The organism is Bacillus sp. lyk4-R2A-2, assembly GCF_030209735.1.
Classification (GTDB): Bacteria; Bacillota; Bacilli; order Bacillales; family Bacillaceae; genus Bacillus; species Bacillus pumilus.
In genome coordinates, this window is the sequence record NZ_JARVRK010000002.1 from 45,691 (window position 1) to 60,751 (window position 15,061).

Consider the following 15,061-nt stretch of genomic DNA (forward strand, 5'->3'; position numbering starts at 1 on the left):
CTTTATTACACCTATCATACCTCATTTTTCCATTTTTAGGGGGCGTTTCAACTAAAAAAACCCTGTTTTACACAGGGTTTTCAGCTAATGGTAATCCTTTGATTGCTTCCTTAACCGTCAAATAAGTGATTGTATCCTGAAAATCTGTATCCAAGTCTTTCATTTTCATTGCAAGCTGAGGTTTGATCCCTGTGATGATCAGTTCGGTTCCGGTTAGATTAAGAAGACGATGCAGCTTGAAAATGCGTGCTGCAACGGAATCATCGACATCGATTAAACCAGAAAGATCGACAATTAAATAATCATCCTTTGAATCATCTAATATACAAGTTAACTTCGCGACAATGGCATCAAAGCGTTCTTCAGATAGTTTTCCAATGAGTGGCAGAGCAGATACACCATTTTTGATTGGGACGATTGGCGTCGAAAGAGAGGTGACTTCCTGTAAGGAATCTTCTAGGAGCTGTTCATATTCTTTCTGTTTCGTAATATCCTTTTGAAAGCCAATGAAAAATGTTTTATCATCTTGTTCAATGTATAGAGGATCTATATTGAGTTCATTCCAAAAAAAAGTACCGTCTTTTTTATAATTTTTTAGCTGTGTGGTAATAGGTGTTTTATTCTGTATTCCATGACGTATTAAATCAAGCTGCTTTTGATCTGTGTCTTTCCCTTGAAGGAATCGACAGTTACGCCCAAGAATCTCATCTGGTTTGTATCCAGTCATGTGTGTAAAGCCATGATTCACATAAACGATAGGGTTATCCTCTAAAGAAGGGTCTGTAATGACAACACCGATCCGCGCATGATCTAGCGCTTTTTTTATGAGTTCAAGCTGTTTTTGTAAGCCGAAGATGTTCGAGCTGACCATATTACCCTCCTTTGTTGCTGCTATCAGACATATCAAATGGTTGTCTTTTCAACCAAAGGTATTCCTTACTAACGTAACATAACATATGTTCTGTTTCAACGATTGCAATGGCTTTGTTAAATTTGTCATCATAGTTTGTCCTCCATTAGAATATAGTAAGTAAGGAGACTTTTCTTTAGAAAAAGAAGGAATCAATTGCTCATAATTCATAAAATGACAAAAATAGTCAATATGGATTAGGTAAAAATGATTCCAATGCATCAAGATTGTTTTGGGTCATTCACATATAATGGAAGAAACAAGCTTTTTTTCTTCGTTAGAGAGAATAGACCTTTTACATGGATTATGACGGAACAGCAGAATGGCATTACAGGGGGCTGGACAGCCTGAAGTCGCTTTACTATTCTAAGGGCTTTAGGAAGGTGATGAAAATGCTGCAACAAGTCATTATTGCTTGCGCCATTGGAGGGGTCATGGGCATTCTCGGTCACGTAAAGAAAAAAGGCAGGCTAGAGAAGCCCAGAATGACAAAAAAGTTTATTTATTTAGGGTTTATTGAAGATTGGCTCGTTGGGATGATTGCCGCTACACTGCTTGTCTTATCCTCAAATCCCGATTCTAGTCTGCACTTGGTCATCTTATCAATTATTTCAGGTTACGGAGGAGAAGCAGTTCTGCGAAGCTTTGATTTTGTAAGAGAACAGCATTCACAGAATGCAGACTCCAACCGTCATAACCGATCTCCACACGAATAATATCCTCTACTTTACCCTGATCTAGGGTACATTCCCATTGTATACAAACCTGCTTGCACTTATGATCATAATTCTATAAAATACTACTTAGATGACGGTTACGATAAGAACAGTGAAGAGGAGTAGTAGGAAAGCAGTATTTGTCTTTAGAGAATTGACGGCTGGTGAAAGTCAATCAAATCTGCTTCTGAACTCGCCTCAGAGTTGCAGTTGCGTTAAAGCTTCTGTCGCATGTCTGCGTTAAAGATATTAAGTGAGCGTACAAACAGAAAGTTACGCTAACAAGGGTGGTACCGCGGGAACCAAAAAATCTCTCGTCCCTTTCCAGGGATGAGGGTTTTTTGTTGATTTTAGAAAAATCTGAATTCTCGCAGTGGTCATCTGAGCAGATACAGCCGTACATATTAAAGGAGGTTTTCACATTGAGTTTTCAGCATCGGGAAATTGAAAAGAAGTGGCAGGATTATTGGCTGACACATAAAACATTCGCCACATCTGACTCGGAAGATAAACCAAAGTTCTATGCACTTGATATGTTTCCATATCCATCAGGAGCAGGACTTCATGTCGGGCACCCTGAGGGCTACACAGCAACGGATATTTTATCACGCATGAAACGTATGCAGGGATATGATGTTCTTCATCCAATGGGATGGGACGCATTTGGTCTTCCAGCAGAACAGTATGCGCTAGATACAGGGAATGATCCGGCGGTCTTTACAGAAGAGAACATCAATAACTTCCGCCGCCAAATTCAATCACTAGGGTTCTCATATGATTGGGATCGAGAAATCAACACGACTGATCCAAATTATTATAAATGGACACAATGGATTTTCTTGAAATTGTACGAAAAAGGATTGGCGTATATCGATGAAGTACCAGTGAACTGGTGCCCAGCGCTTGGCACAGTCCTTGCAAACGAAGAAGTCATTGATGGAAAAAGTGAACGCGGAGGGCATCCGGTTGAAAGACGTCCGATGAAGCAATGGATGCTAAAGATTACGGCATATGCGGACAGGCTGTTAGAAGATTTAGAAGACATTGATTGGCCTGAAAGCATTAAAGATATGCAGCGTAACTGGATCGGACGTTCAGAAGGTGCACATGTTCATTTCGAAGTAGAAGGACATGATGAACAGTTTACTGTTTTCACAACGCGTCCTGATACATTGTTTGGGGCAACCTATGCGGTACTTGCACCAGAACATGCACTTGTTGAAAAAATGACAACAGCTGCTCAAAAAGAAGCAGTCGAAGCATATATGAAAGAAATTCAATCTAAGAGCGACTTAGAGCGGACAGATCTTGCAAAAACGAAGACGGGTATTTTCACAGGCGCTTATGCCATCAATCCATTAAATGGTGAAAAGATGCCGATCTGGATTGCAGATTACGTGCTGGCTACTTATGGAACAGGCGCGATTATGGCGGTACCTGCCCATGATGAGCGTGACTATGAATTTGCCAAAACATTTGATCTTCCAATCAAGGAAGTTGTTGAAGGCGGAGACATTGAAAAAGAAGCTTACACAGGCGATGGAAAACACATTAACTCTGATTTCCTCGATGGATTAGGAAAAGAAGAAGCGATTGAAAAAGTCATTGCATGGCTGGAAGAACATCAAAAAGGCGAAAAGAAAGTCACTTACCGTTTAAGAGACTGGCTATTTAGCCGCCAGCGTTATTGGGGTGAGCCAATTCCAATTATTCATTGGGAGGACGGAACGTCTTCAGCTGTTTCAGAGGAAGAGCTTCCACTCATTTTGCCTAAAACGACTGAGATCAAGCCAAGTGGCACAGGTGAATCACCTTTAGCCAATATTAAAGATTGGGTTGAGGTTGTCGATCCTGTCACAGGTAAAAAAGGACGCCGTGAAACCAATACAATGCCGCAATGGGCAGGCAGCTGCTGGTATTTCTTACGTTATATTGACCCGCATAACTCAGAAGAGCTTGCATCTCCTGAAAAGCTGAAGAAATGGCTTCCTGTTGATGTATATATTGGCGGAGCAGAACATGCTGTACTTCATCTTCTATATGCGCGCTTCTGGCATAAGTTCTTGTATGATATCGGAGTTGTTCCGACAAAAGAACCTTTCATGAAATTGTTCAACCAAGGAATGATTCTTGGGGAAAATAATGAAAAAATGAGTAAATCAAAAGGAAATGTTGTCAATCCAGATGATATCGTAGAATCTCATGGTGCGGATACATTGCGCCTTTATGAAATGTTCATGGGACCTTTAGATGCATCAATCGCTTGGTCTGAAACAGGACTTGATGGTGCTCGCCGCTTCCTTGATCGTGTATGGCGTCTATTCACAAACGAAGATGGCACAATCAGTGATAAAATAACAGAGCAAACTGGAGGCGCATTAGAACGTAGCTATCATGAAACCGTGATGAAGGTAACAGACCATTATGAAGGTCTGCGCTTCAATACAGGGATTTCACAATTAATGGTGTTTATCAATGATGCCTACAAGGCTGATACACTGCCGAAAGAATATGCAGAAGGCTTTGTGAAACTACTTTCTCCAATTGCACCGCATGTAGCGGAAGAGCTTTGGAATAAACTTGGTCATGAAGGGTCTATCTCTTATGAAGCATGGCCGCAATATGACGAGTCAAAGCTTGTCGACGATGAAGTAGAAATTGTCGTACAATTGAATGGGAAAGTGAAAGCAAAATTAACTGTTCCTGCTGATGCAACTAAAGAACAGTTAGAAGAGCTTGCGAAAAATGATGCACGTGTAAAAGAACAGCTTGAAGGGAAAACCATTCGCAAAGTGATTGCGGTTCCTGGGAAGCTTGTCAATATTGTTGCGAATTAATGATGACACCCATCGGTATGAACCGGTGGGTGTTCTTTATTTCCCGGGACATAATTTTGTCGAAAACAAGGTGATTGCACGATCGATCTCGTATGTTAACAGATGATCAACAAAAGGAGGAGTGACGTCAATGGAAAAGGAAAGCAAACGTGAACAACTGCTCAGTCTGTTAGGAGAAATGCCAGAACGCCATCGCGTGGAGGCATATACGTTAAAGGTCGAGGATCGTGAATCGTACGTCATCGAAACACTCATTCTTTCAATCCATGGTGTGGAGGAAGTGCCCGCTTATTTTGTGAAGCCGAAGGATACGGTGAAAAAAAGACCCGTTGTGCTCTTTCAGCACTCTCATGGCGGGAACTACGTCGATGGGAAGGAAGAGCTCATCAAGGGTGCTCATTATTTGCAAGCGCCTTCATATGCGAAAGAGTTCACCTCAAAAGGCTATAGTGTTCTGGCTATTGATCATGCAGGATTTGGTGAGAGAAGAGGAAGAACCGAAAGTGAAATTTTTAAGGAAATGCTTTTAACAGGGAAAGTGATGTGGGGCATGATGCTGTATGAAAGCATGTGTGCAATTGATTATGTGCTGTCTCGACCTGATGTGCTGCCGGACCGGTTAGCTATTTTTGGAATGTCAATGGGCGGGCTTCTTTCCTGGTGGACGGCTGCGCTTGATGAGAGGGTCAGTGTGTGTATTGATCTTTGCGCACAGGTCGATCACCATACATTAATTGAAACGAACAATTTAGACAGGCATGGTTTTTATTACTATGTACCAAGCTTAGCAAAGCACTTTACGGCAGCTGATATTCAGGAAATGATTTTTCCAAGGCCGCATTTAAGCTTAGTTGGAAAACTTGATCCACTCACGCCTGCTGAAGGCGTCGCTCGCATTCAAAAGGGATTGAGCCAAACTTATCAAGCGGCTTCATTGAAAGAACGGTATCAGCTTGTTGGTCTTCATGCAGGTCATTTTGAAACAGCCGCTATGCGTCACGAGGCCACTCGATTCTTAAAAAAATGGCTGTAATCTATAAAGGCTTGGACATACTACGTCATTAGAAAGGAGGAGACACATGAAGAAGATCACGATCATTGGCGGGTGCGGTGTGATCGGCCGTATTTTAACAAAAACGCTCTCTTCTGAGTATGAGATCACCATTATTGATCAAACGGGCTGTGTAAAAGGAGTCATTTTAGCAGATGCAACGAATGAACAGGAATTATATGAGGCGATTCCGCGAGATACAGATGTCATCATACACCTTTTAAACATGGAGATGACGCATGATGTGATGAATCATGAGGAGTTTGAAAAAACGAATGATATTTTTTGGAGGAGCTCTTATTCTATGTTTCGATCAGCTGCAAGCCTCGGCATACGAAAAGTCATTTTTGCAAGCAGCAATCACGTGACCGATCGTTATGAAAAAGATGGACGCTCCTTACTAGGGAGACATATTACAACAAACGATGTACCTGCGACTCAAAATGTCTATGGCATTTTAAAATTTGCTTCTGAACAGCTAGGCCGTTTGTTCCACGATCAAACGGGAATGTCTGTTATCAATTTACGGATTGGAACGGTTGTGACAGATGAGATGGAGGCATTACACGAGAAAGAACGGACGAAACGAACACTTCTTTCACACGAGGATCTAGCACGGATGATAAAGGCAGCGATTGAAACGACCGTTCCCTTTGGGACATATTATGCCGTATCAGAAAACGAAGAAAAGCCTTGGTCTACGGAAAACACGAAGCAGGAGTTAGGCTATAGACCCGATGTGAATACGACGGAAATCCTTGAAGAAAACGATCAGGCATAGGGCATAATCATGTCATTAGCTGATGATCTTATTCTTTTGTTTCATGAGCATAAAAGCACGACTGACAGGATCGACCCAGTTGGACTGTCAAGATGATTATAGACGCTTTCTTCCCCCATTTGTTACATTTTAATCACGATATCGTCACAGGCTGCAGCTTATTTTCGGATAAAATGATAACGCTTACAAAGAAAGGGCGTGATGAACATAGATCGTTCTATTAAAGGCCGATTGTTCAACTTATTTAATTACTCTTTTCTACTCATGTTCGCATTAATATGTGTGCTTCCGTTCATCCATGTCATTGCAGCCTCTTTTGCTACAGTAGAAGAGGTCATCACGAAGAAGTTTATCTTGTTCCCGACCACGTTTTCTTTAGAGGCCTATCGGTATATTTTCTCTACGGATATTGTGTACCGCAGCCTTATCGTGTCCATTCTTGTGACACTCGTTGGAACAGCTGTCAGCATGTTTTTGTCCTCACTCATGGCATATGGGCTGTCTCGTCAGGAGTTAAAAGGCCGGAGAACATTGATGTTTCTCGTTGTCTTCACGATGCTATTTAGCGGAGGTATGATTCCGACGTTTATTGTGGTGAAAACACTTGGTCTACTTGATACCTATTGGTCACTAATTCTACCGGTTGCGATCAATGCGTTCAATTTGATCATCTTGAAAAACTTCTTTCAAAACATTCCCGCAAGCCTTGAGGAATCAGCGAAGATGGATGGCTGTAACGATTTAGGGATTTTCTTTAAAATTGTGCTGCCACTTTCTTTGCCAGCTATTGCGACCATTTCACTTTTTTATGCCGTGACGTATTGGAATACGTACATGACCGCCATCCTGTATTTAAATGATTCAGTGAAATGGCCGATTCAGGTACTTCTAAGGCAGATTGTCATTGTTTCGAGCGGAATGCAGGGAGATATGTCGGATATGGGATCATCCACACCACCGCCAGACCAAACGATTAAAATGGCTGTCATTGTGGTAGCCACCATTCCCGTTCTGCTTGTCTATCCATTTATTCAAAAGCATTTCAACAAAGGGGCATTACTAGGTTCTGTAAAAGGTTAAAAAGAAGGAACAACGGAGGGATCTTATGGGGAGAAAGAAATTATGGTTGATTGCGTTTGTTCTGTTATTTGCAGCAAGCGGTATTCTATCCGCATGTTCAAGCAAAGGAAGTTCATCGAATGAAAAGGTTGATTTAGACAAAAAAGTGAAGCTGACATGGATGGCGATTTTGTATCATCAGCAGCCGCCGAAAGATTCGGTTTTAAAAGAGATTGAGAAGCTCACAAATACAGAACTTGATATTACGTGGGTGCCTGATGCTGTGAAGGAAGACCGGTTAAATTCTGCCCTTGCCGCAGGGAATTTGCCGCAGATTGTGACAATTCAAGACATTAAGAATTCGTCTGCTATTAATGCATTCAGATCAGGTATGTTCTGGGAAGTCGGTCCGTATTTAAAGGATTATCCAAATTTAAGTAAGATGAACGAACTGATCAATAAAAACGCCTCTATAGACGGTAAGCTTTATGGCATTTATAGAGAGAGACCACTTTCAAGACAAGGAATTGTCATTCGAAAGGATTGGCTTGAAAATTTAAATTTGGATACACCAAAAACGTTGGATGATCTTTATGAGGTAGCGAAAGCCTTTACTGAAAAAGATCCGAATCAAAACGGAAAAGCGGATACAATGGGCTTTACGGATCGGAACGATTTGATTTATGGGGCATTTAAAACGCTGGGTTCATATGAGGGAATGCCAACAGACTGGAAAGAAGATAACGGCAAATTCACGCCAGACTTTATGACAGATGAGTACATGAATACGATGAAGTACATGAAGAAACTGCGTGATAATGGCTATATCAACAAAGACTTCCCTGTGACAAGCAAAACACAGCAGCAGGAATTATTCTCACAAGGAAAAGCAGGAATCTATGTTGGAAATATGGTAGATGCTGTGAACTTGAGAGATGATGCGACAGATAAAAACATGAAAGTCGATATCTTGAACCGAATCAAAGGTCCAGATGGCAAAGAACGGGTGTGGGCATCAGGTGGTCATAATGGCATCTTCGCATTTCCTAAAACAAGCGTGAAATCAGAGGCAGAATTAAAGCGAATTTTGGCCTTCTTTGATCGCATTGCAGAAGAAGATGTCTATGGTCTCATGACGTACGGTATAGATGGTGAGCATTATAAGAAAGAAGAAGGGAATACATTTGTCAGGGAAGAAAGCCAAGTGAAAAGCTGGCAGACAGATGTACAGCCGCTTGTCAGTCTAGTAGGCATTGATAAACGCTACTTGAAAAATAAAGGGGATGCGGTTCGTACAAAATATGAAGAGCTGGAAGAAGACAATCAAAAGATCATCGTCGCCAACCCTGCTGAAAGCCTGTATTCAGAAACAGCCTCAGAACGAGGAAATGAATTGAAAAAAATCATCGATGATGCGACCTATAAGTTCATTCTTGGAGACATCAGTGAAGATCAATTTAAGAAAGATGTAGAGAAGTGGAAATCAAATGGTGGCAATAAAATCATAGAAGAATATGAAGCTTCCTTTAAAAAATCAAAATGATCAACATCAACACCCCCGCCTAGTTAAAGAGCGGGGGTGTTTCTATTAAAAGTCAAAGTTGTCTGGGTCTGGACCGATCCGTTTGTTTTCATTTAAATCAGAAAGGCGTTTCATATCCTCATCAGATAAGGCAAAATCAAATATGTCTGCATTTTCTTTTAAACGATGCGCTTTCGTTGATTTTGGGATGGTGATGACGCCTTTTTGCACATCCCAGCGCAAAATAATTTGAGCAGGTGTTTTGCCGTATGTGTCCGAGAGTTCTTTGATCACCGGATGATGAAGCAGTTCCCCCTGCATGAGCGGTGACCAAGCTTCCATTTGAATGCCATGTGTGTTCAAATACGTATAGAGTGCTTCCTGCGTTAGTTTTGGGTGAAACTCGACTTGATTGATAGCTGGTATGATGTCTGCATCTTTTAATAGTTCGTCTAGATGATGCGGCTGGAAGTTGCTCACACCGATTGCTCTCACCTTTCCTTCACGATACAAGGTTTCCAGCGCACGCCAAGCGTCTTTATATTTGCCCTCAACCGGCCAATGGATTAAATATAGATCCAAATAGTCAAGCTGAAGTTTTTTCAAGCTTTCCTCATATGCTTGTAGAGTGGATTCATATCCTAAATCGGCATTCCACACTTTTGATGTCACAAAGAGGTCTTCGCGGCGCAGTCCTGTTTCTGCAAGACCAAGTTGTATGCCTCGTCCAACCCCTTCCTCATTGCCATAAATAGCCGCTGTATCAATACTGCGATAGCCTATTTGAATGGCTGTTTTGACGGCGTCTATTAATTCTGCACCATCTTCAACCTTGAATACACCGAGACCAAATCCTGGCATGTGGACTCCATTGTTTAATGTTTTTGTACTTTGTAAATGATTCATATTGAACACTCCTTAGATGGTTTGATTTTGTTCTTGTTGTTCGATTCGAAAACTAATCATTGTGAGAATCGCAGCGATGAGGACCATGATACCACCGATCCAGCCTGTATGCACAAGCCCAAGAGTATCTGTCACGATGCCGCCTAAAAATGAGCCGATGGCGATACCAGCATTAAAGGCAGCGATATTCATAGCGGAAGCGACGTCGACTGCTCCTGGTGTGTATCTTTCTGCAAAATCAACGACAGCTACTTGAAGCCCTGGGACATTCATGAAAGCAAACAGTCCCATCAGCATGACGGTTGCGATGCCTAGCACCGTAAATCCAGCAGTCAAGCTAAGGATAAACAAAATGATGCTTTGGATGATAAACATGTAAATGAGTGCTTTCATTGGCTTCTCATTTGCAGCCTTTCCGCCAATGACATTTCCAGCTGCGATCGTGATCCCGTATAAAAGCAGGATCAATGCCACCGCCCCAGGCGCAAGACCTGTCACATGCTGTAAGAGAGGGGATAAATACGTAAAGACGACAAAGGTTCCTCCGTACCCTGTTGCTGTAATGACAAATAGAAGCAAGATTCTTTTTGTTTTTAATAAAACAGCTTGATCCTTAAATGATGTTTTCACGCCTTGCTTTAATTGAGATGGAACAAGAAAATAGTTAGATATTAGTGCGATCAGACCAATAATGACAATCACACCGAATGATGTCCGCCAGCCGAACTCATGACCAAGAAATGTCCCAAAAGGCACGCCCGTCACAGTCGCTACTGTTAAACCAGTGAACATAAAGGCAATCGCGCTTGCCCGTTTTTCTTTCACTACAAGGCTTGCAGCTATCGTAGAGCCGATGGACATAAAGATTCCATGGGATAAGGCTGAAATGACCCGGCCGATTAATAGCACTGAAAAGGTCGGAGCCATCGTGGCGAGTGTATTTCCAATCAAAAAGACGAGCATAATGAGCAAAAGCAATGTTTTTCTTTTCATCGCTGAAGTCAGAGAAGTCAAAATAGGGGCGCCGAATGTCACACCAAGTGCATATAAAGAGACGGTCCAGCCCGCCTGGCTGACGCTCACTCCAAAGTCCTCTGAAATCATCGGCAAAAGACCGACACTAATAAACTCAGTGGTTCCTATAGCAAAAGCACTAATAGCTAGTGCGAGAAGGGCAAATTGGTTTTGTTTTTTCTTCATGAATCAGTTCACATCCTTCTGAGATGACATTTTGATAGACGAAGCCGATCGGCAAGAGTTATTATCTAACATGGATGACGAAAAAAAAAGTACGTACTTTTTTGTAATATAGGTACTAAAAAGTGCCTGTTCGTATAATGAGGAGTGAGGATTTAATGGAAAAGAAAAAATATAATATCTCCGTGGAAGCGACCCTTGAGGTCATTGGCGGGAAGTGGAAGTGCGTGATTTTATGTCATTTAACACATGGAAAAAAACGCACAAGTGAATTGAAGAGACTCATGCCAAACATCACACAAAAAATGCTCACGCAGCAGCTGAGAGAGCTTGAAAGTGATGGGGTGATTAACCGGATTGTGTATGAGCAAGTACCGCCTAAAGTGGAATATGAATTAAGTGAATACGGTCAGTCGCTCGAAAGAATTCTGAATGCGCTATGTGATTGGGGAGCAGCTCATATTGAACGTGTGTACGGAGAGCCGCTTTCAGTGCTAGAAGACAGCATTTTAAATGAACAATTTAAATAAAAAAGTCCCGCTTCCTCCTATGAGAGCGGGACTTTTTGTCTTATATGCCTTTTTTCTGGTCGCGGTATTTGCCAGGGGTCGTGCCTTCTAGTTTTTTGAAGGAACGGATGAAGTTTTGCGGGTTTTTATATTTCAGTTTTTCCGAAATTTCTTTGACGGACATATCGGTCTCCACGAGCCAGTTTTTGGCGACATGGTGTCTGTAGGATGAGAGATATTCACTAAAGGAGATATCCATTTCCTTTCTAAAGATACTGCTTAAATAATTTGGGTTGTAATGCAGGCGTGTGGCGATTTCATCCAATGTGAGATCTGAGTCGAATTCTTGATGAATGATATGGATGATCTTTTCTGAGATGTTTTTGTATTGTGATTCCTCGCGTGCACCTAGCTGGTCAATTATCGGCCGAATGATCTCATGTTTCAGCCATGCTTCGGTATCTTCAAACGTTTTAAATTCAAAAATCGTATCATACAGCATTTTATTGTCTTCGACCTCAAATAATTCAATGCCAAGCAAATGCATCAACTCAATCAAATTGTTTAAAAAACGGGCGAGGGCGATATGGTACTCGTGCGGTCCTGCATTTTTAGAGAAAATGGATTGCAGGAGCACATGTAAATAGTGATCTGCCTTGCCTTGGTCACCTGCTTTCATCGCATCAAATAAATCATGTTGAAGCTGCTTTGGAAAATGAGTTTTAAACGTTTTTCCTTGCTGGATATGTTCATATAAGATAATGGACTTTTTCTCTGCTTTGAGTCTGTATTTTAAGGCCTCTTTTCCTTCAATGTAAGCCTGTTTTGCCATCGTGAGCTCCTGAAACTGACGGCTGATTCCGATGCTGATCGATAAACCAAGCTCTTCCTCGATACGCAGCTGAGTCGTTTCCGCTAATTGGTTTAAATATTCAGTAAACTCTTCATCTGACTTTGAGTGATTTAGGATAATCGTCGTTTGATGCTGATTGACAACTGTTGGCTGAAGGTGCTCCTCTTGCGGAATAATCTGCTCAATTAGTCCATTGATCGCAAATAAAAGTAAGTCAGCATCCTTTTTTTCATAAGGTGTTCCTTTTAGCGTATCAATTTGGGTCACAAGCATGGATAAGTGAGACCAGTCCTGAGGGAATCCTAAACTTTGGAACCGGTTGTTAATTTCTTCTTCTGTCAGCTTTCCGAGCAATAGCCGCACCATAAAGTATTGCTGGAGGTGCGTGACTTGCTGCTCAATACGTTCCTCTAAATCATTGTTTTGATCCTTCATTTGTTTAATACTCGACTCAATCAACTCAAATTCATTTTGAAAAGGCTGCTTTTGCAAAAAGGATTCATTGCGTGCAAAGGACTCGTATAACAAGCGGATTGGTTTATAAAAATGCCTGGACCCAAACCATGAAAATAGCAATGAAAGCGCTAACAAAATAAAGCAGATAATAAAGGTGATCCACCCAATTGATTTCGTTTGTGCCTTGAGTTCTGGTATGGAAACAAAGGATAGGTACGTCCATTCGTTATAGTCTGATTTTTGAAACGTAATTTGATAGTTTAGTTCCTCGATCTTCATGTTAAATTGACCTGATCGTTTTTCACGCGATAGGACATGCTTGACGAACTCTTGATTTTTCAAGGATTCACCAATTTGTTCTTTGCGGTTATGTAACAGCACTTTTCCGTTAGTATCAATGACAAACATACTGTCAGATTGAGAGAAGTCAGGCATATTGTCAGCAATCGTGCAGCTGGGAATGCTGGCGACAGCGATCCCTTTTTTCTGGACACTGTTCATAGGGAGTTGTTTGATTAAGTTCACATTGTATTTGCAAAAGGAGGCCTTTCCTTCCTTTGTCGCAACAAGTGGATTATTCTCTTCAAGTGCCCAGCTGGAATGACTCGGAATATTGAGGTAAGAGGTGAGCGCTTTCTCTTGGTCCCCGCTTGTGACATGATAAAGCCCCGAATTGTTCATGTACCAGTCTTCCATTTTACTGACGAGCGTAATATTGGAAAGATCGGTGTCAAAGGTTTGCAGGTAGTTCAGTTCCTGCTGTACTTGATTATAAAGCTGGAATTGGTCTGGATTTAAAGGTTCTGCCAGTGTTTGAAGGAGAGGCGGCGAACTGACATAGTGAGTGAGAGAGTGATCAACTGTCTTTAAAATATGCTCAATATTGGATTGCGTTTGTTTAACGCTGTCCAGCTTTTCATTTGAGATATTTTCGAGTGCTGTTTTTTGTGAATGCTGATAAGAAAAAATACCGACAATGATGACAGGAATCGTACTAAGCATGAAAAAAAACGTGACGAGCTTGTAATAAAATTTATATTGCCTTCTTTTCATAAAACCCCCCATTTCAAACGGAACAATCTTTTCCTCTTTATTTATTAATCCAAAAATTTGGTAGGTTTGTCAATAATCATTTTCTGAGATTAGGATCATTTTCTCATGTTTTATGTAACGTTTTGAGTAGCTTCCCCTAAGTAAATATGATCTGATGATATGATTGTAGACGGATTTTTCATCCTTAAGATACAGTTAACACATGCACCAGCATGAGGGGAGGCTTTATCTATGAAAACAGAGGATGTTACTGCCAAGGGTGTGCCTGCGGCAGCTTTGAAAAAAGAAAGAAGAAAGCGCTTACTTAATCAAATGCTTAGTCAAAAGTTTTTGTATGTCATGATTTTGCCAGGGCTCATTTATTTTCTTGTCTTTAAATATGTGCCGATGTGGGGGCTGATCATTGCCTTTCAAGATTACCAGCCGTTTCTCGGTATTCTCGGTAGTGAGTGGGTTGGCTTCAAACACTTTATTCGATTGTTTACAGAACCAACATTTTTCATCTTATTAAAAAATACACTGATTTTATTTGCCATGAATGTCGTGATTTTCTTTCCAATTCCGATCTTATTGGCCCTGCTTTTAAACGAGGTCAGATTGGCATTGTTTAAGAAATTTGTGCAGACGATGATATACATTCCTCACTTCATGTCATGGGTGATTGTCGTGTCCTTATCCTTTGTTTTGTTAACAGTAGATGGTGGGTTAATCAATGAATTAATTGCTTTCTTTGGAGGGGAAAAGATTAACTTTCTACTTAGTCAGGAATGGTTTAGACCGATGTACATTTTACAAGTGATTTGGCGGGAAGCAGGCTGGTCGACGATCATTTACCTAGCGGCGATTACAGCGGTAGATCCGCAGCTATATGAAGCAGCGAAAATGGATGGAGCCGGCAGACTGAGACAAATGTGGCACATTACGCTTCCTGCCATTAAAAGTGTGATTGTCGTTCTGCTTATTTTGAAAATAGGTGACACATTAGAGCTTGGCTTTGAGCATGTCTATTTATTACTCAATGCAACGAACCGGGAAGTAGCAGAAATCTTTGATACGTACGTTTATACAGCTGGTCTTAAGCAAGGGCAATTCAGCTATAGTACCGCTGTAGGTCTATTTAAAGCAGCCGTTGGACTCATTTTGGTTATGCTGGCGAACCGTTTAGCGAAGAAATTTGGGGAAGAAGGTATTTACTAAAAAGGGAGATGAAA

12 protein-coding genes and 1 other annotated feature are annotated in these 15,061 nt (G+C 41.2%); of the genes, 8 read left to right on the forward strand and 4 right to left on the reverse strand.

What is annotated here, in order from left to right:
* Positions 1-67 precede the first annotated feature (67 nt).
* Positions 68-871 (reverse strand): YtvA family blue-light photoreceptor, encoded by an 804-nt coding sequence (ytvA, locus tag QRN39_RS01995; RefSeq protein ID WP_003217570.1) that lies wholly within the window; start codon positions 869-871, stop codon positions 68-70.
* 425 nt (positions 872-1,296) lie between these two features.
* Here ytvA and QRN39_RS02000 point away from each other — a divergent pair, with 425 nt between their 5' ends.
* The 6 genes from QRN39_RS02000 (at position 1,297) to QRN39_RS02025 (ending at position 8,897) form a co-directional block, all read left to right on the forward strand.
* Positions 1,297-1,626 (forward strand): DUF4257 domain-containing protein, encoded by a 330-nt coding sequence (locus QRN39_RS02000; protein ID WP_223250657.1) that lies wholly within the window; start codon positions 1,297-1,299, stop codon positions 1,624-1,626.
* Between the two features lie 103 nt (positions 1,627-1,729).
* Positions 1,730-1,951: a binding site (T-box leader), on the forward strand.
* Positions 1,952-2,048: 97 nt separating this feature from the next.
* Positions 2,049-4,463, forward strand: coding sequence for a leucine--tRNA ligase (gene leuS / locus QRN39_RS02005; protein ID WP_050943523.1), 2,415 nt, complete (start codon positions 2,049-2,051; stop codon positions 4,461-4,463).
* A 130-nt stretch (positions 4,464-4,593) separates the two neighbouring features.
* Positions 4,594-5,496: a dienelactone hydrolase family protein gene (locus QRN39_RS02010; RefSeq protein WP_050943525.1), complete on the forward strand. Its 903-nt coding sequence runs from the start codon at positions 4,594-4,596 to the stop codon at positions 5,494-5,496.
* Positions 5,497-5,542: 46 nt separating this feature from the next.
* Positions 5,543-6,295 (forward strand): NAD-dependent epimerase/dehydratase family protein, encoded by a 753-nt coding sequence (locus QRN39_RS02015; RefSeq protein WP_253622318.1) that lies wholly within the window; start codon positions 5,543-5,545, stop codon positions 6,293-6,295.
* Between the two features lie 219 nt (positions 6,296-6,514).
* Positions 6,515-7,375, forward strand: a complete 861-nt coding sequence (locus tag QRN39_RS02020; RefSeq protein ID WP_087976618.1) for a carbohydrate ABC transporter permease — start codon at positions 6,515-6,517, stop codon at positions 7,373-7,375.
* Between the two features lie 25 nt (positions 7,376-7,400).
* A complete protein-coding gene (locus QRN39_RS02025) occupies positions 7,401-8,897 on the forward strand; it encodes an extracellular solute-binding protein (RefSeq protein ID WP_251190202.1) in 1,497 nt (498 codons plus the stop codon).
* A 45-nt stretch (positions 8,898-8,942) separates the two neighbouring features.
* Here the strand turns inward: QRN39_RS02025 and QRN39_RS02030 are convergent, their stop codons facing one another.
* Both QRN39_RS02030 and QRN39_RS02035 read right to left on the reverse strand, forming a co-directional pair.
* On the reverse strand, positions 8,943-9,782 hold the full coding sequence (locus QRN39_RS02030; RefSeq protein ID WP_251190203.1) for an aldo/keto reductase: 840 nt from the start codon (positions 9,780-9,782) through the stop codon (positions 8,943-8,945).
* A 12-nt stretch (positions 9,783-9,794) separates the two neighbouring features.
* Entirely contained in the window at positions 9,795-10,982 is a 1,188-nt protein-coding gene (locus QRN39_RS02035) for an MFS transporter (protein ID WP_284906062.1), read from the reverse strand.
* Between the two features lie 155 nt (positions 10,983-11,137).
* On the opposite strand from QRN39_RS02035, the gene QRN39_RS02040 reads away from it, so the two are divergent.
* On the forward strand, positions 11,138-11,509 hold the full coding sequence (locus tag QRN39_RS02040; RefSeq protein WP_003217763.1) for a winged helix-turn-helix transcriptional regulator: 372 nt from the start codon (positions 11,138-11,140) through the stop codon (positions 11,507-11,509).
* Positions 11,510-11,549: 40 nt separating this feature from the next.
* Here QRN39_RS02040 and QRN39_RS02045 read toward each other — a convergent pair whose 3' ends face one another.
* Positions 11,550-13,850, reverse strand: coding sequence for a helix-turn-helix domain-containing protein (locus QRN39_RS02045; RefSeq protein ID WP_050943530.1), 2,301 nt, complete (start codon positions 13,848-13,850; stop codon positions 11,550-11,552).
* A 231-nt stretch (positions 13,851-14,081) separates the two neighbouring features.
* On the opposite strand from QRN39_RS02045, the gene QRN39_RS02050 reads away from it, so the two are divergent.
* Positions 14,082-15,047, forward strand: coding sequence for an ABC transporter permease (locus QRN39_RS02050; RefSeq protein WP_003217645.1), 966 nt, complete (start codon positions 14,082-14,084; stop codon positions 15,045-15,047).
* Positions 15,048-15,061 lie beyond the last annotated feature (14 nt).

What these genes read in the sequence shown, in the direction of transcription:
- ytvA (WP_003217570.1), bottom strand. Translation starts at nt 871, where the DNA reads ATGGTCAGCTCGAACATCTTCGGCTTACAAAAACAGCTTGAACTCATA.
- QRN39_RS02000 (WP_223250657.1), top strand. Translation starts at nt 1,297, where the DNA reads ATGAAAATGCTGCAACAAGTCATTATTGCTTGCGCCATTGGAGGGGTC.
- QRN39_RS02010 (WP_050943525.1), top strand. Translation starts at nt 4,594, where the DNA reads ATGGAAAAGGAAAGCAAACGTGAACAACTGCTCAGTCTGTTAGGAGAA.
- QRN39_RS02015 (WP_253622318.1), top strand. Translation starts at nt 5,543, where the DNA reads ATGAAGAAGATCACGATCATTGGCGGGTGCGGTGTGATCGGCCGTATT.
- QRN39_RS02025 (WP_251190202.1), top strand. Translation starts at nt 7,401, where the DNA reads ATGGGGAGAAAGAAATTATGGTTGATTGCGTTTGTTCTGTTATTTGCA.
- QRN39_RS02030 (WP_251190203.1), bottom strand. Translation starts at nt 9,782, where the DNA reads ATGAATCATTTACAAAGTACAAAAACATTAAACAATGGAGTCCACATG.
- QRN39_RS02035 (WP_284906062.1), bottom strand. Translation starts at nt 10,982, where the DNA reads ATGAAGAAAAAACAAAACCAATTTGCCCTTCTCGCACTAGCTATTAGT.
- QRN39_RS02040 (WP_003217763.1), top strand. Translation starts at nt 11,138, where the DNA reads ATGGAAAAGAAAAAATATAATATCTCCGTGGAAGCGACCCTTGAGGTC.
- QRN39_RS02045 (WP_050943530.1), bottom strand. Translation starts at nt 13,850, where the DNA reads ATGAAAAGAAGGCAATATAAATTTTATTACAAGCTCGTCACGTTTTTT.
- QRN39_RS02050 (WP_003217645.1), top strand. Translation starts at nt 14,082, where the DNA reads ATGAAAACAGAGGATGTTACTGCCAAGGGTGTGCCTGCGGCAGCTTTG.